The 23,329-nt window shown below is 38.3% G+C and carries 23 protein-coding genes; 6 read left to right on the forward strand and 17 right to left on the reverse strand.

Annotated elements, in window-relative coordinates; all coding sequences use genetic code 11:
- Window positions 1–44: 44 nt before the first annotated feature.
- The 13 genes from hscA to trmJ all read right to left on the reverse strand — a co-directional run bounded on the left by hscA (window position 45) and on the right by trmJ (window position 14,485).
- Window positions 45–1,919 (reverse strand): Fe-S protein assembly chaperone HscA, encoded by a 1,875-nt coding sequence (gene hscA, locus Q4493_RS10825; protein ID WP_303452448.1) that lies wholly within the window; start codon window positions 1,917–1,919, stop codon window positions 45–47.
- Between the two features lie 34 nt (window positions 1,920–1,953).
- Window positions 1,954–2,481: a co-chaperone HscB gene (hscB, locus tag Q4493_RS10830; protein ID WP_303452450.1), complete on the reverse strand. Its 528-nt coding sequence runs from the start codon at window positions 2,479–2,481 to the stop codon at window positions 1,954–1,956.
- Between the two features lie 46 nt (window positions 2,482–2,527).
- Window positions 2,528–2,851, reverse strand: a complete 324-nt coding sequence (gene iscA, locus Q4493_RS10835) for an iron-sulfur cluster assembly protein IscA (RefSeq protein WP_303452452.1) — start codon at window positions 2,849–2,851, stop codon at window positions 2,528–2,530.
- A gap of 12 nt (window positions 2,852–2,863) precedes the next feature.
- Complete coding sequence (gene iscU, locus Q4493_RS10840) at window positions 2,864–3,247, reverse strand: Fe-S cluster assembly scaffold IscU (RefSeq protein ID WP_303452454.1); 384 nt, start codon at window positions 3,245–3,247, stop codon at window positions 2,864–2,866.
- An 86-nt stretch (window positions 3,248–3,333) separates the two neighbouring features.
- The gene (locus Q4493_RS10845) at window positions 3,334–4,548 is read right to left on the reverse strand and encodes an IscS subfamily cysteine desulfurase (RefSeq protein ID WP_303452456.1); all 1,215 of its coding nucleotides are present in this window, start codon (window positions 4,546–4,548) and stop codon (window positions 3,334–3,336) included.
- 36 nt (window positions 4,549–4,584) lie between these two features.
- Entirely contained in the window at window positions 4,585–5,091 is a 507-nt protein-coding gene (iscR, locus tag Q4493_RS10850) for a Fe-S cluster assembly transcriptional regulator IscR (RefSeq protein ID WP_303452458.1), read from the reverse strand.
- A 153-nt stretch (window positions 5,092–5,244) separates the two neighbouring features.
- Window positions 5,245–6,288, reverse strand: coding sequence for a 2Fe-2S iron-sulfur cluster-binding protein (locus Q4493_RS10855; protein ID WP_303452460.1), 1,044 nt, complete (start codon window positions 6,286–6,288; stop codon window positions 5,245–5,247).
- Window positions 6,288–7,019: a PepSY domain-containing protein gene (locus Q4493_RS10860; RefSeq protein ID WP_303452462.1), complete on the reverse strand. Its 732-nt coding sequence runs from the start codon at window positions 7,017–7,019 to the stop codon at window positions 6,288–6,290. Before Q4493_RS10860 ends, Q4493_RS10855 begins: the two co-directional genes overlap by 1 nt.
- Window positions 7,020–7,084: 65 nt before the next feature.
- Window positions 7,085–10,234, reverse strand: a complete 3,150-nt coding sequence (locus tag Q4493_RS10865) for an efflux RND transporter permease subunit (protein ID WP_303452464.1) — start codon at window positions 10,232–10,234, stop codon at window positions 7,085–7,087.
- A complete protein-coding gene (locus Q4493_RS10870; RefSeq protein ID WP_303452466.1) occupies window positions 10,235–12,118 on the reverse strand; it encodes an efflux RND transporter periplasmic adaptor subunit in 1,884 nt (627 codons plus the stop codon).
- 158 nt (window positions 12,119–12,276) lie between these two features.
- On the reverse strand, window positions 12,277–12,618 hold the full coding sequence (locus Q4493_RS10875) for a hypothetical protein (RefSeq protein WP_303452468.1): 342 nt from the start codon (window positions 12,616–12,618) through the stop codon (window positions 12,277–12,279).
- A gap of 277 nt (window positions 12,619–12,895) precedes the next feature.
- Complete coding sequence (cysE, locus tag Q4493_RS10880) at window positions 12,896–13,705, reverse strand: serine O-acetyltransferase (protein ID WP_303452470.1); 810 nt, start codon at window positions 13,703–13,705, stop codon at window positions 12,896–12,898.
- A gap of 15 nt (window positions 13,706–13,720) precedes the next feature.
- The gene (trmJ, locus tag Q4493_RS10885; protein WP_303452472.1) at window positions 13,721–14,485 is read right to left on the reverse strand and encodes a tRNA (cytosine(32)/uridine(32)-2'-O)-methyltransferase TrmJ; all 765 of its coding nucleotides are present in this window, start codon (window positions 14,483–14,485) and stop codon (window positions 13,721–13,723) included.
- A 379-nt stretch (window positions 14,486–14,864) separates the two neighbouring features.
- Here trmJ and suhB point away from each other — a divergent pair, with 379 nt between their 5' ends.
- From suhB to Q4493_RS10910, 5 genes are all read left to right on the forward strand, one after another.
- The gene (gene suhB, locus Q4493_RS10890; RefSeq protein ID WP_303452474.1) at window positions 14,865–15,668 is read left to right on the forward strand and encodes an inositol-1-monophosphatase; all 804 of its coding nucleotides are present in this window, start codon (window positions 14,865–14,867) and stop codon (window positions 15,666–15,668) included.
- Between the two features lie 260 nt (window positions 15,669–15,928).
- Window positions 15,929–16,732: a uroporphyrinogen-III C-methyltransferase gene (gene cobA, locus Q4493_RS10895; protein WP_303452476.1), complete on the forward strand. Its 804-nt coding sequence runs from the start codon at window positions 15,929–15,931 to the stop codon at window positions 16,730–16,732.
- A 169-nt stretch (window positions 16,733–16,901) separates the two neighbouring features.
- The gene (locus Q4493_RS10900) at window positions 16,902–17,627 is read left to right on the forward strand and encodes an SDR family NAD(P)-dependent oxidoreductase (protein ID WP_303452478.1); all 726 of its coding nucleotides are present in this window, start codon (window positions 16,902–16,904) and stop codon (window positions 17,625–17,627) included.
- A 4-nt stretch (window positions 17,628–17,631) separates the two neighbouring features.
- Window positions 17,632–18,573, forward strand: a complete 942-nt coding sequence (locus Q4493_RS10905; RefSeq protein WP_303452480.1) for an amidohydrolase — start codon at window positions 17,632–17,634, stop codon at window positions 18,571–18,573.
- 172 nt (window positions 18,574–18,745) lie between these two features.
- Entirely contained in the window at window positions 18,746–19,204 is a 459-nt protein-coding gene (locus Q4493_RS10910) for an Lrp/AsnC family transcriptional regulator (protein ID WP_303452482.1), read from the forward strand.
- A 9-nt stretch (window positions 19,205–19,213) separates the two neighbouring features.
- Here Q4493_RS10910 and Q4493_RS10915 read toward each other — a convergent pair whose 3' ends face one another.
- The 4 genes from Q4493_RS10915 to Q4493_RS10930 all read right to left on the reverse strand — a co-directional run bounded on the left by Q4493_RS10915 (window position 19,214) and on the right by Q4493_RS10930 (window position 21,998).
- Window positions 19,214–19,558, reverse strand: coding sequence for a YajD family HNH nuclease (locus tag Q4493_RS10915; RefSeq protein WP_303452485.1), 345 nt, complete (start codon window positions 19,556–19,558; stop codon window positions 19,214–19,216).
- 99 nt (window positions 19,559–19,657) lie between these two features.
- Window positions 19,658–20,842: a mandelate racemase/muconate lactonizing enzyme family protein gene (locus Q4493_RS10920; protein ID WP_303452487.1), complete on the reverse strand. Its 1,185-nt coding sequence runs from the start codon at window positions 20,840–20,842 to the stop codon at window positions 19,658–19,660.
- Between the two features lie 64 nt (window positions 20,843–20,906).
- Window positions 20,907–21,677 carry a class II aldolase/adducin family protein gene (locus tag Q4493_RS10925; protein ID WP_303452489.1) on the reverse strand — a complete coding sequence of 257 codons (771 nt, stop codon included), beginning with the start codon at window positions 21,675–21,677 and terminating at the stop codon, window positions 20,907–20,909.
- Between the two features lie 144 nt (window positions 21,678–21,821).
- Window positions 21,822–21,998: a hypothetical protein gene (locus Q4493_RS10930; RefSeq protein ID WP_303452491.1), complete on the reverse strand. Its 177-nt coding sequence runs from the start codon at window positions 21,996–21,998 to the stop codon at window positions 21,822–21,824.
- 99 nt (window positions 21,999–22,097) lie between these two features.
- Here Q4493_RS10930 and Q4493_RS10935 point away from each other — a divergent pair, with 99 nt between their 5' ends.
- Complete coding sequence (locus Q4493_RS10935) at window positions 22,098–23,327, forward strand: threonine/serine exporter ThrE family protein (RefSeq protein ID WP_303452493.1); 1,230 nt, start codon at window positions 22,098–22,100, stop codon at window positions 23,325–23,327.
- The last annotated feature ends 2 nt before the right edge of the window (window positions 23,328–23,329 follow it).

Here is a 23,329-nt window from a genome sequence, read left to right on the forward strand (position 1 = left end):
AAACTTTTCTAATCTTTTAGTAAATCAATGAATGTTATTACTCGTTATATATCATCAACCGTTTGGCCTGATAAAGCGGTACGAATCGAAGCATCCATTCGTCTTTCCGCAAAAGCACCCGTATGATGATTTAACGTTTCAATAGTTTTCTCAATTTCATCCGCATTATCACCTTGACTCGCTTTTGCTAACGCAGAAATAGCCTCGTTAATAATAGTAAGTTCTTCTGCTGCTAATAAATGGCTATCGGCAGCTAAGGCTGATTGAATAGATTCAATCACCCTTGCCGCTTCAACTTGCTGCTCTTTCAACATACGTGCTTGCATATCTTGCGCAGCGTTTGTCATCGACGCTTTTAGCATGTTGGTGATTTCTTCTTCGGCTAAACCAAAAGAAGGTTTAACTTCAATGCTCGCTTCAATGCCAGTAGACTTTTCCATGGCAGAAACTTCTAATAAACCATCGGCATCTACTTTAAATGTCACACGAATATGAGCAGCGCCTGCAGCCATTGCCGGAATTCCACGTAATTCAAAACGAGCAAGTGAGCGACAATCGTCGACTAATTCGCGTTCACCTTGTAACACATGAATAGCCATCGCCGTTTGACCATCTTTGAAGGTGGTAAATTCTTGTGCTTTAGCGACAGGAATCGTGGTATTTCTTGCAATAACTTTTTCTACTAAGCCACCCATGGTTTCAAGACCAAGAGATAATGGAATAACATCCAATAACAACATGTCACTGTCGGGCTTATTGCCCGCAAGGATATCGGCTTGAATAGCTGCACCAATCGCCACTACTTTATCAGGGTCGATTGATGTTAAAGGTGTTTTGGCAAAGTATTTTTCAGTTTCAGTGCGCACTAAAGGCACTCTTGTTGAGCCACCAACCATAACAACTTCATTTACATCGCTAACGGCGACTTCTGCATCTTTTAATGCACGACGACAAGCGCGAAGGGTTTTAGCAACTAAAGGCTTGATTAATTGTTCAAACTGAGTTTTGGTTACTTCACCAGACCATTGCTGTTCATTCGCTAACGTTAGGTTTAGTTGATAAGTGTCATCAGTGGTTAGTGCTTCTTTTGCTTTACAAGCCTGATCAAGTAATTGACGTTCAATCGATGTCGATAAAGGACGTTCAAGCCCAGCTTGTTCAACAATATGATCAACCAGAGCAACATCAAAATCATCGCCGCCAAGAGCAGAATCACCACCGGTAGCTAAAACTTCAAACACCCCTTTATTTAAGCGTAGAATTGAAATATCAAAAGTACCACCACCTAAATCATAAACCGCAATAATCCCTTCTTGCTGTCCTTGTTGCTCTTTATCTAACCCATACGCGACGGCAGCAGCAGTAGGCTCACTTAATAATCGTAAAACATTCACGCCTGCAAGTTTAGCCGCATCTTTGGTACTTTGACGTTGAGCATCATCGAAATAGGCTGGGACAGTGATCACAACACCCGTGAGCTCACCACCTAACGCCGCTTGCGCACGCTCAGATAATGCCTTCAAGATTTCAGCTGACACTTGAACGGGATTAATTTTTCCTGCACGCGTGACAAAACTTGGATGATTTTCATCACCACAAAAATCATAAGGTAAAGAGTGGTACTTACTTTTGATGTCCGTTAAAGAACGGCCAATAAGTCGTTTGGCAGAAACAATGGTATTTTCAGGATCAATTATCGCTAAAGCTTTGGCTTTATTACCAACTAAAATGCCTGATTCTTGATAGCTAACTACTGAAGGAAGAATGTCTTGACCGTCACTATCGATTAATGTTTCTGGAAGGCCACTTTTCACGGTAGCGACCAATGAATTCGTGGTTCCTAAATCAATACCTACAGCAAGTCGGTGTTCATGAGGGACAGTGCTTTGACCCGGTTCTGCAATTTGTAATAACGCCATGTGGGGCTCGTAATGTCAAAAATGGATGAAAAGATTAATCGTCAAATAATTGATCTTCTAAACGATCTAATTCTAGGTGAAGTTTTTGATAAAACTTTAGTTTTCGTAAATTTTCGCAAGCGTCTTTATTGGCGCTTTCTGTATTTTCTTCTAGTGATGCTTGCATCGCTTTAAATAGTTGTTGAAATTCAGTATCTAAAACTTGATTAGCTTCAAAAACAGCGGCATCGATATCATCAGAAAATTTTATCTCTGCTAACATTTCACGAAGTTCCATTTGGCGCATCAAAAACATATTATCACTAAAAGTCATTTGCTCACTTGGTAATTCAACACCGCGTAAGCTTAATATATATTCTGCGCGTTTAATGGGATTTTTTAGCGTCTCATAAGCATCATTTACTGCGGTCGATTTTTTTACGGCAAGCATTTGATCTTGACTTGAGCCATGGGTGAAGCGATCAGGGTGCACACTTTTTTGAATCGCTTGAAAACGTTCCGATAACTTTTTTAAATCAAGGGTAAACGAAATATCTAGGCCAAAAATTTCAAAATAGTTCACAACTAAAACCTACTAAGACAACTGAGACAATTTTTGCTGGCGGCGATTATACATTAAAGCTTTCACCACAACCACATTCGCCTTTTGCGTTTGGGTTTGTGAACTTAAAGCCTTCGTTTAACCCTTCTTTGACAAAATCTAACTCAATGCCATCAAGGTAAACAAGGCTTTTGCCATCAATTATGATATTGACATCATTAATTGAAAACATAGTATCGTCTTCATTAAGTTCGTCAACAAATTCAAGTACATACGCCAGGCCAGAACAACCTGTTGTTTTTATACCTAAACGCAAGCCAAGGCCTTTACCTCGATTATCAATAAAGCTTTTAACTCGATCTGACGCAGCAGGCGTCATTGTTACACTCATTTAACGCCCTACCTATGAACTGTGCTTTGTACGGTAATCTTCAATTGCTGCTTTAATGGCATCTTCCGCTAAAATTGAACAGTGAATCTTAACCGGTGGTAATGCTAATTCTTCAGCGATAGCGGTGTTTTTAATTTCGCCAGCTTCGTCAATTGATTTACCTTTTACCCATTCAGTTACTAATGAACTTGAAGCAATAGCTGAACCACAACCGTAAGTTTTAAACTTGGCATCTTCAATAATACCAGCGTCACTGATTTTCAATTGTAACTTCATGACATCACCACATGCAGGTGCGCCTACCATACCTGTTGCAACATTCGGATCATTTTTGTCCATTGAACCAACGTTACGTGGGTTTTCATAATGGTCGATTACTTTTTCGCTATAAGCCATGTTACTCTCCTACTTTTTAGCAGCAACTTAGTACTGCTAAAAGTTAAATTTACTAAAATATCAAACAATTATTAACAAAGGGCTGCTTAGTGCGCTGCCCATTCAATTGAGTCTAAATCAATACCGTCTTTAAACATTTCCCAAAGTGGTGACATGTCACGTAAATGACCGATTGATTTTTGAATAATTTCAATTGCGTAATCAATTTCTTCTTCTGTGGTAAAACGACCAAAGCTGAAACGAATTGAGCTATGTGCCATTTCGTCATTCAAACCTAAAGCACGTAAAACGTACGAAGGTTCTAAACTTGCAGAGGTACAGGCTGAACCCGATGAAACCGCTAAGTCTTTTAGTGCCATAATCAATGATTCACCTTCAACAAAGTTAAAGCTAACATTTAAATTACCCGGGTAACGTTTATCTGGGTCACCATTGATAAATACTTGTTCCATGTTGCTTAAACCCGCCCATAAACGGTCACGCATTTTAGTAACATGAGCGATGTCTTGTGCCATTTCTTCTTTAGCAATGCGGCACGCTTCACCCATTCCAACAATTTGGTGAGTTGCTAAGGTACCACTGCGCATACCACGTTCATGGCCACCACCGTGCATTTGTGCTTCTAAACGAATACGTGGCTTACGACGCACATATAAGGCACCAATACCTTTTGGACCATACATTTTATGTGCAGAAATAGATAACAAATCAACTTTAAGTACTTGCATGTCAATGTGAATTTTTCCAACACTTTGCGCAGCATCGACATGAAAAACGACTTTACGTGCACGACACATTTCGCCAATTTCAGCGATGTCTTGAATGACACCAATTTCGTTATTTACGTGCATGATACTAACTAAAACAGTGTCATCACGCATAGCTGCTTCAAGCTTATTTAAATCGATAAGACCATTTTCTTCTGGATCTAAATATGTCACTTCAAAACCTTGACGCTCTAACTCACGACAAGTATCTAAAACAGCTTTATGCTCTGTTTTACAGGTAATGATGTGTTTGCCTTTTTTGCTATAAAAATTGGCTACACCTTTAATCGCTAAGTTATCAGATTCAGATGCACCTGATGTGAAAACAATTTCACGAGGATCAGCGTTGATTAATTCGGCAATTTGGTTACGTGCAATATCTACCGCTTCTTCGGCTTGCCAACCAAATTTATGCGAACGAGAGGCTGGGTTGCCATAAAAACCGTCAGTGGTCATGTATTGCATCATTTTCTCAGCAACACGCTTATCTACGGGTGTTGTTGCTGAATAATCAAAATATATAGGAAGCTTCATTTGGCTAACTTTCTCCAACTCAATAAAATTATTGTACTAGCAGTCATGTACTATATTTGTGGTTGCTATTAAGGTTTCTAAGGTATGTTTTGATTCTGCTTTTTTTTGCAGGCTATCTTGTCTTTTAGAAACCATTTTGACATTTCTTTGTTCAACGAGCTCAGACAAAGTAATGCCTTGTAAAAAATCTTCAATTCTTTGGCTCAACCCTTCCCATAAGGAGTGTGTTAAGCATTGTTTGCCTGATTGACAATCGCCAGTACCACCACATTTGGTCGCATTAACGCTTTCATCTACAGCACTGATAACATCTGCAACGGCTATTTTGGCTGAGCAACGACCTAAACGGTAACCACCGCCAGGACCACGAATACTATTTACTAAACCGTGTTTACGCAGTCGTGAAAACAATTGCTCTAAATAAGACAGGGAAATACCTTGACGATCAGAGATATCAGCTAAAGAAACAGGGCCTGTTGATGCATGTATAGCAACATCAAGCATAGCTGTTACGGCATATCGACCTTTAGATGTTAATTTCATGAATGACCCCTGTTAAATTGCCGCGCAATTTTACATAACCCTACAAAATAGTCAATTGAATACCTGACTACTACACTCAAGTATTCTAATCGTATTCGAGTAATAACTCAAGTAATACCTTAGTAATTTACTCAAGTATTATTATCGCATTAATTAGTTCACAAGCGTGATAGTTTTATTACCTGCTAGAAATTGCTGACAAGATAATCGATAACCCTTTTTTAATTGGCTAACAGAGAGTTTTTCACGTTCAGCTTGGTTGATTGGCGCTGCGGGGGATAATAAAATTCGACAACTTCCACAGGTACCGCCTCCACCACACACGGAAGGAATATTAATATTATTTTCGGTTAAACCATCGAGTAAATTAGTGTGGGCATTTAATATTACTTCGCCTAAAGGTTGCTGTTTTTTATTTAATAACTTTACAGCTCGGTTCTTCGAAAACAAGGTAAATTGATATTGGCCATTCAATGCAAGTTCAATTGTCCAAATAAACCCCGTTAACGTTAACCATAAGGTGATAAAAGCAAATAGAATAATTTGAACACTATTAAAATTTCCTTCCATGCCATAATCCATAAAATGGAGCATAAAGAAAAAGTCAGCAAAACGTTTATCATCATTACTATGACCTACAAGACGCCCGCTACCAACTTCAATATAAATGCTGGTATTTAATTCGTCGTCATAATTTACTCGCCAGGTGGCATTTTGCTCTTTGGGAAAATCATCGTTGCCATTTTCTAAAAAACTTACATTAATTACCTCTCCCGGACCTTTATAGCTTGCCGAAGCTAGCTTTTCAGCTTTTTCGGCATCAATAATAACTTCTTTCCCAGAATAAGCGTCTACAAGCGTGTATTCATTAAGAAAATGTGGATAAAGCGCCCTATTTTGATTTATCACATAAATAGGTTGCGAAAGTAATTGGCTTAAGGTGATTGATACTATAGTAATGGTAGATTTATTCTGGTCGTTTTTACTTTGTTCACTTTGTTTTTTCAGTAATGCCTCTGGTTCAATCAGTCGCTCTATTTCAATGTTCACAGGTTGCACATTAGATATGCGATATTGCGTGCCTTTCGCTTTCGTGTGATCCATTAAATTAAAATAAAAACCAGACCCAAGCCAAATAAGCACTTGTAAACCAACAATTAATGACGCCCATTTATGAATTTTTTTAATAGCTGTCATTATTGGGCTCTCTTATTTGATAAACGAAAATACAATAAAATCAGCCCACTTAAACCTGCCAACAAACCAAAAAAAGAAAAGGTAAAGAGCAAGTTATTATCAACTTCACTGTCTTGATAATCCATGACATGAAAACGAAATATCCAGTCGAACAAGCGCCAAAACTCATGTCGCTTACCGACGATTTTTCCCGAGGTAGCTGAAACATAAAGCGTAGGTTCGGCAAAATCATCAAAATTTATTCGCCATGCAGGTAAAACACTCGCACGTAACTCAAAGGGAGGATTTTCAGTAATTAGCGAAATGCTTACAATATCACCTTCCCCCGTATACTCCTGTTGTGCAACAGCAACTGCATCTATTTTTGTAATAGGTGATAATAATCGACCTGAATTGGCATCCAGTAAAACATTGTCTTCACCAACCTTAAATCGATACACTGGTTTTGTTAAAAAGCTTGAAAGCTCAATCTTTTTAGCTAATGGGTATTGTCTCAAAAGTGCTTTTATCGAGAAATTGACATTGGCATCCACAAGACTAACTTGCTGGTTTTTTACTAGCGTATCACCATGTATATAATCAATATTAAAAAAGACCATATAAGCGCCCGTTACCGACCAAATAACAAATTGCACGCCCAAAAACAGCATTAGCCACTTATGGGTTTTTCGCGTTGCTTTTAGTAAACTAAAAGGAGGCTTTGTCGTTTGCTTTATTACTTCTTTTTGCATGTTTCTACTTCTTTTTATAATTATTATGTTTTGTAATTGTTTAATCATTTATGACTTTAAAGATGTTATTTAGCCTCACCTAGTACTGACATTTGTCCTTTTCGCCATAAAAAATAAACTGCCGGCAACACCAACAAGGTTAAAAATACCGCACTTGCCATGCCACCAACCATAGGGGCAGCAATTCGGCTCATCACTTCTGAACCTGTGCCTGTACCATATAAAATAGGCAATAAACCGATAATAATCGTAGCCACTGTCATCATAATAGGACGAACACGCATACCTGCGCCTTGGATAATAGCCTTGGTCAACTCTTTATTATCAAATGCTCTTTGTTGCCCAGCACATTCATTTTTAGCTTGTAAGTATGCCTGATTCAAATACACCAACATGATCACACCAATTTCAACGGAGACCCCTGCAAGGGCAATAAAACCAACACTTACAGCGACAGAAAAATTAAAACCTTCTAAATATAATAACCACACTCCACCTATCATGGCTAAAGGCAAGGTTCCCATAATAATCGCCACTTCGACAAAGTTTCTAAAACTTAAATAAAGCAAAACAATGATAATAGCGAGAGTGAGTGGCAAGACAAATTTCAACTTCTCTTTTGCACGTTCCATGTATTCATATTGCCCCGCCCAAGTAAGAGAATAACCGGCCGGTAATGAAAGCTCTTTTGCTAGTTTTTCTTTCGCTTTCGCAACATAAGTTCCCACATCAATATTTTCAATATCTATGTATATCCAGCCATTAATGCGAGCATTCTCACTTTTAATTCCCGGAGGTCCCTCTTCAATATAAACCTTAGCGACATCTGCTAATGCAATTCTTTGCCCTTCTTTCGTCACAATGGGGAGTAACTTTAATTGCTCTGGTGAATCTCTATAGTCTTGTGGATACCGTAAATTAATGGGGTATCGTTCTAATCCTTCCACCGTTTGTGCAACATTAACCCCGCCAATTGCGGTTGCCACTACTTGTTGAACATCTGATATATTTAACCCATAGCGAGCCGCCTTTTGTCGATTAATATCGACTTTTATATAACGTCCACCAGCAACGCGTTCAGAATAAACAGAGGCAGTCCCTTCAAAATCTTTCAGTAATGCTTCAATTTCAAGCCCTATCTCTTGGATAACGCGAATATCGCTACCGGCAACTTTGATACCAACAGGAGTTTTAATACCGGTTGCTAGCATATCTATACGCGTTTTAATCGGCATGACCCACGCATTAGTGACACCAGGGAATTTAACTAAGGCATCTAATTCTTTTTTTAAGCTTTCAGTTGTCATGCCATCTCGCCATTGTGCTACGGGTTTTAGTTGAATAAAAGTTTCAATCATCGTTAACGGGGCTGGATCTGTCGCTGTTTCAGCACGACCCACTTTACCAAACACATTATCCACTTCTGGTATGGTGCGAATCAGTTTATTGGTTTGCTGCAATAACTCACGAGCCTTACCAATAGAGATCCCTGGATACGTCGTGGGCATATACATTAAGTCGCCTTCATCGAGTGGCGGAATAAATTCACTGCCTATTTTATTAATGGGCATAAAGCCAACCCAAGTAATTATTAAAGCAGCTACTAAAGTAAGCTTTGGAAAACGCAACACTACTTTTAAAAAAGGCAGATAACTTGCAATCAATAACCGATTAATGGGGTTTTTACGCTCAGACATGATTTTTCCTCGAACAAAATAGCCCATCAGGACAGGGATTAAAGTAATAGCAAGTCCAGCTGATGCAGCCATTGCATAGGTTTTTGTGTAAGCGAGCGGCGCAAACATTCGCCCTTCTTGGGCTTCTAAAATAAAGACAGGTAAAAAACTAACGGTAATAATCAATAAACTAAAAAATAATGCCGGCCCCACTTCTGAAGCAGACTTAGCAACTAATTGCCAACGGACCTCATTGGTTAACGGCTTATCTTTAGCATGAGCTTCGATATGTTTGTGCATATTTTCAATCATAACGATAGCGCCATCAGTCATGGCGCCAATCGCGATAGCAATACCGCCGAGCGACATAATATTGGCATTAACGCCTTGAAAATACATAATAATAAAAGAGACTAAGATGCCAAGCGGCAAGCTAATGATCGCCACTAGCGAAGAACGTAAATGAAAAAGAAAAACGATACAAACAATAGCGACTACGGCCAACTCTTCGAATAGTTTAGCTTGTAAATTATCTACAGCGTTTGCAATTAAGTTCGACCTATCATAAACGGTGATAATTTCGACTCCATCAGGTAGCCCCTGTTTTAGTGACTCGAGCTTAGCTTTCACACCATTAATCGTCTTTTGCGCATTTTCACCAAAACGCATGACCACCACACCGCCAACCGTTTCACCTTCACCGTTTAACTCAGCAACACCTCGTCGCATTTGAGGGCCAGTAGTAATGTCAGCAACATCTTGTAAAAGTAATGGAGTGCCTTTGTGGTTTAATCCTAAGGGAATTGAAGATAAATCAGCAATATTCTTAATATAGCCGGAAGCCGTCACCATATATTCGGCTTCAGCCATTTCAACGACTGATGCGCCTACTTCTTGGTTACCTTGTTTAATAGCGGTTTGGATTAAACTAAGTGGAATATTATAAGCACGTAATTTATCTGGATGAACCACGACCTGATACTGCTTAACCATGCCGCCGATCGCGGCAACCTCAGAAACACCTGCTACGGTTTGTAGTTCATATTTAAGGAACCAATCTTGAATAGAACGCAATTGACTAATGTCATGCTGACCAGTTTTATCAACTAGCGCGTATAAATAAACCCAACCAACCCCAGTTGCATCAGGGCCTAATTGCGGTTTAGCACTTTCAGGTAAACTAGAGGCAACTTGTGATAAGTATTCTAAGACTCGAGACCGTGCCCAATAAATATCCGTGTCATCATCAAAAATAATGTAAACATACGAATCACCGAAAAATGAAAAACCACGTACTGTTTTAGCGCCCGGCACCGATAACATTGCCGTTGTTAATGGGTAAGTAACTTGGTCTTCAACGACTTGCGGCGCCTGACCTGGATAACTGGTTTTAATGATCACTTGCACATCGGATAAATCAGGAATAGCGTCAACCGGTGTTTTATTAAATGCAAAAATGCCAAAACCAATCAGTATTACCGTTAATAACAAGACAAAAAAACGATTATAAACTGACCAGTGAATTATACGTTCAATCATCTATTTACCCTCACGGTTATGCAAGGTTGTGATAATGAATTCGCCATCGATAATGGCAAATGTAAAATCAATCGATTGTTCTTTTTTGAAAGCATCAATTGATAACAACGGTGAGACCACAAAATCCATCGTTGCCGCTTCTCGCCCCCATTTCTCTATTGGCCCTCTTGAAATATTGACCTGCTTCGCAGCTTTATCAATACTATTAACAACTCCGTTCACACGCGCAGAACTTGATGTGTCATCAGAGTCATTCATATCTTCCATCTCATCCATACTTTCCATGTCACCCATACCCGCCATAATATGAATATTCGATAAGATGTTCTCTCCGTTTTCGCGTTGTGATATTTCTACATGCAGCGATAAGCCATTTTCAAGTTGGCTGATATCAACATTTTCACTGACGATAAAGTCCATGGTCATTTCTGGCCAATCCCATTCATCAATCGCTTGATGAGTCATCGTCACCATACGGTGATTTAACATCACCTTTTCGATCCTCGCTTGGGTCCACACTTTTTTCTCGTTCGCTGGTTCACTTACCGAATCGATAGCCGACATACGAAGAAAGTCCGACGTTTTACTCGACTCCGAATCAATTAAAAATTGCGCAGATACGACAATTTTATCGCCTTCATTTAACCCGGAAAGCACTTCAATATGCTCAGCATCTTGATTACCAATTTTTACGGTAATAGATTTAAATTCTCCCTCGTTTAATGCCAAAACCACACGATCTTGTTTGCCTGTTCGTATTAACGCTTCTTTAGGTATTAATAATTGTTGCTGATCATTTGAATCATGAATCGTTACTTGAGCAAACATATTGGGTTTTAGGGATAAATCAGGGTTTTGAAACCTTAATCGAACTCGCACCGTTCTTGTTTCGGCATCCAATATCGGATAAATATAATCAACTTCACCTTGCCAGACATGTTCAGGAAGGTAGTCGAGATTCATCGACACCTTGTCGCCTTGATGAATTTTTCGATACTGACGTTCGAACACTTCAGCCTCAACCCACACTTGTGAAAGATCGCCAATTGAAAACAGTTTAGTGCCAAGTTCCACATAAAAACCTTCACGAATATTAAGATCTTTAACAAAGCCTGATTGGGGAGCAGTAAACATCACATGCTGCTTTACTTGTTTTGTCGATTTAATTTCGTTGAGTACTTCTTGAGGAATGTGCAGCGCTTTTAAACGATTTTCAGAAGCTGCGATTAAGCGTTTATCATTAGCCGCTAACGTTAATAAATATTCTTCTTGTGCGTTAACGAGCTCAGGCGAATATAGTTCATAAAGCGGTTGGCCTTTTTCCACTAAGTCGCCAGTGGCTTTAATATAAAGTTTTTCGATCCAACCGGCGATTCTAGGATGAATATGGGAAAGTTTATCTTCATTGTACGTAATAACCCCGACGGTATTTATCTGATTATCTAACCTTGCGTAGCTTACTTTTGCCGTTCGAACCCCAAGGTTATTAACGACACTAGGGTTAATTTTGACGACACCTTCTTCAGCGTTTCTTTTTGCTTGTGCATAAACTGGCACAAGATCCATACCCATTGGCGATTTACCTGGCTTATCTCTACGATAATTATCATCCATAGGCGCAACCCAATAAAGTGGCTCATTTGTTGTTTGTTCATTTGAAGCAGAAGATTGTTCGTTTGTAGCTGCCGATTGATTTTGACTTGGGTTATGCATAGCTGCACTATGCTGATTAGAACTATCTTGTGTAGAGCTATCTTGCGTAGAATGAGGTATTCGGCTTAATTCGCCAAACTGCTTATCGTAGGAAACACCCACTGCCAAACCAATTAATAGTGCAATTGTGGTTATAAATAATCTGTTGTTTAACGTTGTTTTCAATGACATTACGTCGCCTTACTTCATTTAATTTTTAAATAAAAATCAAATAATTATCAAGTTATAATATTAAGGGAATTATGCTTTTTTATAGCTATTTACTTTCATACTTAATTTTCGTATTCAAGTTGAGAAGCTATATTTAGCGAAAAATGGACAGATCTGTCCTAGGCTAACGGGCTGATTGGAGGTTTAAATAAATAATTGAGGTATTGTGCTTGATGAGCAGAGGCAATAAATAAAATTTTTGTGTGTTGTGCTTGATTTGTAAATATAAAACCCGTTGAATGGTTCATTAAGTTACTGTAACTACAACTGGCGATTTCACACATACAATTTTTGTCACAGCAATCTTCTTGCGTATTTTCTTGCGAAGAGGAGGTAACCTTTGAGGAATCGCCGCTAATATCAGTACTAGAAAACATCATCGCATGTTGACTGTGATCCATCATTTGATGAGGGTTATCACTGGTTATATGAGAAGAAGATAACGCACTAGTTATCATCATGGCAGAACACGAACTAACTGCTGACGCAGAAACTTGTACCAAGAATAGTACCAGTACTATAAAAGTAATCACTTTATTCGTTATTGAGTGCATCACAAAAAGTTCAATTCGCTCGGTTCAGTTAATTTCAAATCGTTATGGTTAGTTGTTTACGTGAATTTATCACTGATTTCACATAATTTAAGCCTATAAGATTATGCTTAGTCTTGCTAAAAATCAATACCTAACAGTGCAACCTAACTTATTCGCACACAAGAAATGACCTGTTCTGTGTTAATTAAATTTCAGGATCAAACGATTCGACATGCGACTGGCGTCTTTCCGCAGCCGCTTTTTCGTCTTCAACAAATTCACCAACACGTAACTCAGGCAGTGCTTCTTGACAAACTTCACCACCTAATTGGTTAATTTCTTTACACAATATTGCAACTTTATTGTCCATTAAATGCATATGATCTAGTAAACGTCCAATTGCTTTAGCGACTGGATCTGGGTTGTCAGATGATACCGCATAAGCATCGAAACCATATTTTTTCGCCACTTCTTCTCTTTTTTCAGAAGTGTCATTAGATTTATTGGGATTGACAATACGTCCTGGGATACCTACGGCGGTAGCACCAGCCGGTAAATCTTTGACAACAACCGAATTAGAGCCAACTTTACCACCTTTACCTATGGTTATTGGCCCTAATACTTGAGCACCTGCACCAATCACAACATTATCTTCTAAGGTAGGGTGGCGTTTACCACCATTCCAACTCACGCCACCTAAAGTGACGCCATGATATAAAGTTACATCGTTGCCTATTTCAGCCGTCTCACCAATGACGATGCCCATACCATGATCAATAAAAAATCGTCGACCTAACGTAGCACCAGGATGAATTTCTACCCCAGTTAACCAACGAGAAAAAGTCGATAATAAACGCGCAATTAACTTCCAGTTATTACGCCATAGTTTATTACTCAACCGATGGATCCAGATTGCATGCATACCAGGATAATTGGTTAATACTTCAAAAGTTGTTCGAGCTGCAGGATCTCTATCAAAGACACTTTTAATATCTTCTTTGATACGGCTAAACATATTATTTCCTATCTTTTATTGTTGATTGCGTTTTGCTGACTTTTCCACTGAAGACAACATTCCACGCCACATTTTTACTTCTTTACTATCAGGTCGAGCACGATTGATAAATCGTCTTAATTTGGTCATCACTAAACCTGGATGACTCGGCACGATAAATCCGGTTGCTTTTAATGCTTGTTCAAAGTGTTCAAACATTCTTTCTGTTTCTTCAACAACAGGATATTGCTCATCATTATCATTTTTTTCAGACGTTTGTTTATCAAATTGTTTTTGCTCTTGTGCTTTTTCATGCGCTAAAAATGCCATGCGAACTTCATAACTTAGCGTTTGTACTGCCATGGCTAAGTTCAAAGAACTATATTCTGGATTTGCCGGTATTTGCACATGAAAATGACAAAGTTGTAATTCTTCATTGGTTAAGCCGCTACTTTCACGACCAAAAACTAAGGCAACCGGATAATCGCTCACTTCAGCAATTAATTTCTCACCACATTCTCTAGGATCTAACATTGGCCAAGGTAAAGTGCGCGATCTCGCACTAGTGCCAACCACTAAACCACAATCAGTTATCGCTTCTTCTAAAGTGCTAACTACCTTAGCATTCGCTAAAACATCGGTTGCACCCGCAGCTAGCGCTTGCGCTTGGCCATTTGGCATTTCTATGGGATCAACCAAGACAAGTTGGCTTAATCCCATGGTTTTCATTGCTCTAGCGGCAGAGCCGATATTTCGGCAATCAGATGTGTTAACCAACACAATACGAACTGAATTTAACATAGTGTTACTGTCTCTCTTTGACCAATGAGTAAATTGTTATTAACTCATAGTCTGGTATAGGCCTAACGGCTAAAAATGCAGACAATATTAACACAGAACAATATCCTTGTACTGAGAAAAAAGCATCAGATTTTGTTATTTTTACTAGTGCAAATGATTATGAATAAGTCATTTAATGTATAAGAAATAATATGTTACTTTTGCTTTTAACTTTCAAGAAATACGCTATAACTAGTAGCAAGTATTAATTTTGAGCAAATATTATCAATTTGATTCGCTTAAATAAGAGAGATTTGTTACAATGCGCGCCGCTAATTTCTGAGTGGAGAAATTAGGTCTCGTTCTTTTACAAAGTTGTTTAAATTATTAAGGTGATGGTATGCATCCTATGCTAAATATTGCTGTGCGCGCTGCGCGTACTGCAGGTAACGTAATTACTCGTGCTTTCGAGCAAGCAGATAAAGTTGAAATTGAGTCGAAAGGTACAAACGATTTTGTCACGAATGTTGATATTGCTGCTGAGCAAGCAATTGTTGAAACTATTCGTAAGTCATACCCAGAACATACTATTATCGGTGAAGAAACCGGTCAACATGAAGGTTCTGATAACGATTTTCAATGGATAATCGACCCTATTGATGGAACAACAAACTTTGTAAAAGGCATCCCTCATTTTGCCGTTTCAATTGCGCTAAAAGTTAAAGGTAAGCTTGATCAAGCGGTTATTTATGATCCAATTCGTGGTGAACTATTTACTGCTAGCCGTGGTAAAGGCGCTCAATTAAACGGCTTTCGTATTCGTGTAAAACAAAATAAAGAATTAACTGGCGCTATTTTAGCAACAGGTTTTCCATTCAAAAAGAAACAACATATGCCTGCTTATATGAATATGTTTCAAGCGTTATTTGAAAAAACGTCTGATATGCGTCGTGCAGGCTCTGCCGCGCTAGATTTAGCTTACGTAGCTGCTGGACGTGTTGATGGCTTTTTCGAAATAGGCTTAAAACCATGGGATACTGCCGCGGGCGAATTATTAGTCATCGAAGCAGGCGGATTAGTAACCGATTTTACTGGCGGTCATAACCATACAAAATCTGGCAATATTGTCGCGAGTAGTCCAGGTTTGTTGAAAGAAATTTTAAAAGATATTCGCCCTCACTTAGGTGATGCTTTAAGCAAGTAATTCACCGCTTAAGCTGTCACTGACTAAGAAAGGTATGTAGTTATTCTGCATACCTTTTTTTTGTTTTTCTGCAAAGAAAAACCTTAATATCTTCGTAAAAATTGTTAGTGTTGCTTTGCTCTAATGCGATCACGACAAATATTACTGATGGGCTAAAGCATAACTAAGAAAAAAATTATCTATCTGGCGAATAGAATACCATGGATAACCTTACGCTTAATCGCTAATATAGAACTCCAGTCCAATGATTAAAGATGTTAATGATGTATTTACCCTCCTCTGCGAAACAAACTTTCGTTCAAGGCGAAGTTGCCCTTGTTGGTACAGGTCCGGGCGATCCAGATTTATTAACATTACAAGCTTATCGTTTTATTCAACAAGCAGACATCGTTATTTATGATCGTTTAGTCAGTAAAGAAATTATGGCGCTAGTGCCCGATTTAGCTGAAAGAATTTATGTCGGTAAAAAGCAAGCACAACACCGTGTTCCTCAAGAAGGTATTAACCAATTATTAGTTGAGCATGCAAAATTATCCAAAAAAGTGGTGCGTTTAAAAGGTGGCGACCCTTTTGTATTTGGACGCGGTGGTGAAGAAGCTCAACATCTGTTAGCAAATAATGTCGCTTGTCATATTGTACCTGGCATGACAGCCGCCTCTGCTTGTACAAGTTATGTAGGTATTCCACTTACCCATCGACAAGTATCACAAAGCTGTACCTTTATTACAGGTCACGTGAAAGATTGCGGGGAATTAGATTTACCTTGGCATTCGCTTAAAGATGAAAAACAAACTGTCGTTTTTTATATGGGTATTAAAAGTTTGCCGATGATCACACAGAAACTGATTGAAGCCGGACGCAGTGCTAACACTCCAGTGGCGCTCATTCATAAAGGCACCACACCAGAGCAAAAAGTCTATCATGGAAATTTAGCATCATTAGAAGTTATGGTAGAGAAATACCACATCAAGCCGCCTACGTTAATTGTGATTGGTGATGTCGTAAAAACATTTGATGAAAATCAATTAGCGGGTATTGGCTACCTAGCGCCTAATCAACCTTAACCTCAGTTTAAACAAACACTGCCCGATAAAATCACCAAGTAAAAGATCTGAGCATTTAACCTTTGATCTTTTCTTCATAACTCAGTTTTTCCCCTTGAAGCTCAATAGCTAACTAGCCGAACAGCTAGGTATTAGGTATGATAATCAAAACTTTGCAATTGAATTGGTTATGAAAAAAACGTGTATTGTCACTGGTGGTAGCTCAGGTATTGGCCTAAGTATCGTAAAATTATTTCTCGAGAATCAATATCGTGTCTTTAATTTAGATTTAGCCCCCTCTGAATATGGTGAATTTAAAGCGTGCGATGTCACAAATAAAAAGCAAGTTGGCGAAATAATCAAAACAATCAGTGACGAATATGTCATTGACGTATTTATTTCAAATGCGGGAATACATTTTTCTGGCACCATAGAAGATACGAGTGAAGCGGAATTTGATCGAGTGTTTAATATTAACGTTAAAGGTGCTTTTTCAGCGATACAAGCAGTTTTGCCAAATATGAAAACCAATAAAAATGGCGCGATTATTTTAATGGCATCCGATCAAGCTTTAATCGCAAAACATAATTCCTTCGCTTATAACATGAGTAAAACGGCACTTGCTTCAATGGCTAAAACCACAGCTTTAGATTATGCCAAGTTTAATATTCGAGCCAATGCGGTTTGCCCTGGTACAATTGAAACACCACTTTATCATCAAGCGATTGATAATTACTGTCAGCGCTCTGGTGCCGACAAGCATAATGTTCATGCAGAAGAAGCAGCGTTACAACCACTTGGACGATTAGGTCAACCTGAAGAAGTTGCAGAATTAGTGCTGTTTTTAGCCTCTGACAAAGCAAAGTTTATTACCGGCAGCTTGCAAGTAATAGATGGCGGTTATACGGCGCAATAACTAAATGGCTGAGAAGAAAGACATTAATGTTATCGACTCACATATTCATCTTTTTGATTTAGAGCAAGGTGAATATCAATGGTTAAAGTCCGATAAGCCACCGTTTTGGCCAGACAAACATATTATTGAGCAAAGCTTCACTGAAGATGATCTTTTGTTAAATGAAGAATTAAAACTTGCGGGCTTTGTTCATATTGAAGCGGGTTTTAATAATCAAGAACCTTGGCGCGAAATTGACTGGTTAGAATCACACTGCCAACAACCTTTTCGCTCAATTGCCGGTATAGATTTAACGCTTAATGATGAACAATTTTCAACTTGTATAAGCCAAATTAAAACCTATAAGTCTGTGGTAGGTGTTCGAGATATTCTAGATGATAACGCCTTTGAATATTTATCTAGCAAACAAGTGAAATCCAATCTAAAACACTTAGCAGATCAACAATTAATATTCGAATTGCAAATGACGTTAACCGATTTAGTCACGGTTGATTTATTGCTTGAGATATTAAAAAGCACCGCAAATTTACAAATTATCATCAATCATGCTGGTTTTCCTCCTAAAAACATTTCGACTGAAAACGCTCAACAAATCCAACAAACTCAAAGCATGAAACAGTGTATATTAGAGAAACAAAAAACAGCCTGGCAACAATGGCAAATGGCGATTAAAAAACTTGGGCAATTTAAGCAATGTGCGATTAAATGCTCAGGATTTGAGATGATAAATCGCCAGTACCAAGCACCTTGGCAAAATGAGGTTATTAATACCTGTCTCACGCATTTTGGCATACAGCGAGTGATGCTTGCCAGCAACTTTCCTTTGTGTTTATTTTCAATTAGCTACCAAGAGTATTGGAAAAATTTGCTTGATAATCCGCTTTATACACAAAATGAACGAGATAGTTTGTGCTATCTCAATGCCAAGCGAATTTATCAATTCTAGCGTTTACCTGTAACCCACTCTTACTTCTCTAAGTCATTTACTTTGCAATTGGGTCCTCACAACATTCTTTTAAATAGAATTCTTGATAAAAGAGTAATAATAGAACAAAATTCTATATAAAATCATTCATACAACATTTAAATTTAATAAAACTCAAACATTGAGAAATACTATGGACGCCTTTGACAAAAAAATACTCGAGATATTACAAAAAGACTGTACGCAATCAGTCAGCGATATTGCCGATCAAATAGGCTTATCAACAACCCCTTGTTGGCGACGTATACAAGCAATGGAAAAAAACGGCATCATCAAAGGCCGTGTTGCGTTGGCAGATCCAGAAAAGCTCAATGTAGGTTTAACCGTTTTTGTGATGATAAAGACCAATCAACATAACCCTGACTGGTTAAATGATTTTAGTCAGATTTCTGAAGACTTCCCAGAAATCAGTGAGTTTTATCGTATGAGTGGCGAGGTAGATTACCTGCTACGCGTGGTAGTTTCAGACATGAAAGCTTATGATGCGTTTTATAAAAAGTTAATTACTCAAGCAAGTTTTGCTGATATTAGCTCGAGCTTTGCTATGGAAGAAATTAAATACTCCACAGCGTTACCCGTTGATTACGTTTAAAACTAATCATTACTTTTTCATCAAAGCTTTTAAATCCGCAAAAGGATTATGAGTAGCTGTGGATTGATTGTTATCTCCAGCTTTTACCTCTGTTTGATATTGGGCATGTTCGGTATATTTTGCATGCTCATTATCATGACAATAAATACATAATAATTCCCAATTACTACCGTCATTCGGATTATTCGTATGATCATGGTCAACATGATGCACAGTTAATTCTTTTAAATTAGAAAAAACAAATTCGCGCGCACAACGCCCACATATCCAAGGAAAAAGTTTTAGGGCTTTATCACGATAGCCTTGTTCTTTTTGTTTGTAATGTGCACTTGTGCCATAACGATCAGATGACATATTTATCTCGCTTAAAACATCAAAATATAAATGAAAATGGATAAATCCTATTATCCATTGCTAATTCAAAAAGTTTTTCAAAACTTAACGTGTATAAGCTTATTTCAACGATTTTACCGTCACATTAGGCGAACGGTAGACAATTTCATCGTTCAATTCTATACCGATCCCCGGCACTTCAGTGACTTCAAAAAAGCCATCTACCGGTTGTGGATCTTGAATACACAATTCTCTGTTCCAGGCTTTCGTGGCATAAGTGTGATGCTCATGAATTAAAAAGTTAGGTATTGCTGTTTCTAAGTGCAGTGATGCCGCCGTTGCCACAGGACCACCACAAACATGGGCTTGAATACGAATATCATACACATCCGCATAATCGCAAACTTTTTTCGCTTCAGTAAAGCCGCCACATAAACCAACATCTGGTTGTAACACATCAATACTTTGGTCTTCAAAATACGGACGAACATCCCAACGATGATATAAACGCTCGCCACCAGCAATAGGGACATTGACGTTATCAGCCACTTTTTTATGTACTTTAGAATTTAAATAATTCACCGGCTCTTCGTACATCATACAACCAACTTCTTCGATAACTTCACCCATTTGAATCGCTGAAGCTGCACCCATTAATGAATGAGACTCAAAAATAATATCTACATCTTCACCTACCGCATTTCGTATTGCACGAAGTCTATCGCCAAATAAGCGCATTTGCGGCTTTGTAAATAATTTTGTTCTATCAAACGAAGACGTGCCATCAAGGTTGTAAACAATAGGATCTACTTTTACCGCGTCATAGCCTTCTGCTACAGCCTTTAACGCGGCTTCAGCATATTCTTCAGGTTGAAATAACTTTTTAATTTCAACGTCCCAATCAAATTGTAATTGGCTGGCATAAGTACGTAACTTATCATTAACTTTACCACCCAATAATTGATAAACTGGCACACCTAAGGCTTTACCTTTAATATCCCAAAGCGCCGTATCAATTGCACTCATCGCAGAATATAAAACAGGTCCGCCGCCCAAACCCCAAAAGCTTTCACGTAACATTTTTGACCAAAGCAGTTCAGTATTAAAGGGATTAAAGCCGATCAATACTGCTTCTGAAATTTCTTTGATCATCGCAGCGGCAGCGCTGTGCCCCCAGTCATAGGCAAGGCCGGCTTCACCAACACCACTTATACCTTCATCAGTATGAATACGAATAAACACCGGGTTCCATGGCGGTCTTTCAGGACATTCAATATCAAATATTTCTACGTGAGTAATTTTCATTAATAACACTCTTTTTTAAAATTAGTTTTAATTGCCAATAAATAGCCTTTGTATACAGATAATCTTAATCAGCAAAGCTAGGATCATGGCGATAAACACGGCGCAACATAGCAGGCCAAGATTTTTGCCCGCCCGTTAATCCCGTATGAACGACACTTGCTTGCGCTTTTATGCCAGCAACAATTTTTTTCGGTGCATAAACCGGTTCCATCCCCGTTGACATTATTTGTAATTGTACTTGGCATGCGCGGGTTAAATCGTACATATGCATAAAAGCATCGCCAATCGTTTGGCCTAACGTTAATGCGCCATGGTTACGTAATAACATAAAATTACTGTCGCCTAAGTCATTTTGTAAACGCAGTTTTTCATCTTCATTTACCGCTAAACCTTCATAATCGTGATAGCTCATTGACGCTAGTGCAAACATTGCATATTGGCTTAATGGTAATAAGCCTTCTGCTAGACTTGCAACCGCAATAGTCTCATTGGTATGTAGATGGAATACGCATTGTTCTTCATGGCGTGCTTGATGGACCGCACTATGAATCGTAAAACCTGCTGGGTTAATGTCAAAAGGACAATCAGGGTCAATAATATTGCCATCGATATCAATTTTTACCAGATTAGAGGCGGTGATCTCATCAAAAGTTAAGCCAAAAGCATTGATCAAAATATGATCTGTATTCGGAATTCTTGCAGAGATATGCGTATAAATTAAATCATCCCAGCCATGCAGGGCAACTAATCGATAGCAGGCAGCTAAATCAATGCGGGTCTGCCACTCTTGTGCTGATACCTTATTTTTCAAATTTAATTTCGGAAGTTCAAACATACCTGTTCCTTTCTAAGCGTATCAGGAGTAATGGAGTTATTCAGTCGTATTTTAATCAAGCTTGGTTTTGAATAAAAGATAGTTATCATCACTTTTTAATCTAAGTAAGCCTGAATCATTTATTGAAGCCAGCCTTGTGAAGAGTTATTCAATTGCCAACTTAACAATCGCAATAATAATTAGCGCAAAAACTAATATTCGTGTCCATTTTGAATATTTCACTTGTTCTTGTTCTTCCATTGGCTTGCCAAATCGCTCACCTAAAATCACCATTAAAATTACCGCTAAAAAGACTAAACCTAAAATAACTAATAGTGTCATAATAAAATAACTTTGTTTGATAAAAGTAAAAGTTAACATAGAATATCAAATAGTTAACCGATAACCTATTTTCGTCTATAAATGGCGAGGTAAAATGTAATGACAGAACTTGATGACTTTATAGAAAAACGACGATTTATTATTCGTCTAGGCAAAGCATTACATAAGTTTGGTACGCCTGCATACCGTTTAGAAGCGCATTTACAAAGTATTTCTCAGTCTTTAGGCTTACAAGCCAGTTTTATTATAACGCCAACGTCTTTAACCTTTATATTAATGGACGACGACGATAATCAAAATTACAACCATATTTTAAGAGTTACTCCTGGTGATATTGATTTAGGCGCTTTAGCACGTACTGATGAGTTGGTTGATGAAGTTAGTTCAGGTCAGCGCAGTTTATCTGAAGCAATTGTTCGACTAGATGAAATCGCAAATAAATCTAACCCTTATGGCCGAATATTAACCTTTTTTGCCTTCGCCGCTTCTAGCGGTGCATTTGCCATGTTAATGCGTACCAGCTGGAATGATGTTTTTTGGTCTACCCTATTGGGTTCTTTAGTCTGTATTTTTGTTTTTTGGTCTGAGCGCTCAAAGCGTGTTACTGAAATGCTAGAGCCATTATCAGCATTAACCTGTGCTTTATTAGCGTCAGGTATTACCTTAATTGATCCAACCGTAAATGTACCTTTGGTTATATTATCTAGCATTATTGCATTTATACCCGGTTTAGCATTGACACTTGGTTTATCAGAGCTTGCCGCAAGAAATTTAATGGCAGGAACCGCTCGAATAATGGATGCTATTATGGTGTTATTTAAACTCTACTTTGGCGCGGTGTTAGGCATCGCCCTAGGAAAAAAAATATGGGGAGAAGTAGAATATATCGTCCCTCATGTCATGCCAAATTGGACATCCTGGGCTGCCGTTACCACGCTATCAATTAGCTTAGTCATATTATTTAAAGCAAGAAAAAAAGATGCTCCGTGGGGGATAATTTCAGGTTATGTCGCTTTTGGTGCCAGTATGTGGGGTGGTATTCATTTAGGTATTGCATTAGGCGCTTTTGTGGGTGCATTTGCCTTAGGGATTTATAGCAATCTTTTCTCACGTATCATGAATTTACCTTCAAGTATCGTAAAACTATTAGGGTTAGTCGTACTGGTTCCGGGAAGCAAAGTGTATATTGGTTTAAATACCGCAATATCAGGACAAGAAATGATAGGTAATAGCGCCGATATTGGCTCGCAAACATTTTTAATTTTTATGTCATTAGTTGCAGGTCTTATCTTCGCGAATGTTATTTATCCATCCAGAAAAATGTTATAGAA

Origin of the sequence: Colwellia sp. 1_MG-2023 (assembly GCF_030546755.1) — a bacterium.
Taxonomy (GTDB): Bacteria; Pseudomonadota; Gammaproteobacteria; order Enterobacterales; family Alteromonadaceae; genus Thalassotalea_H.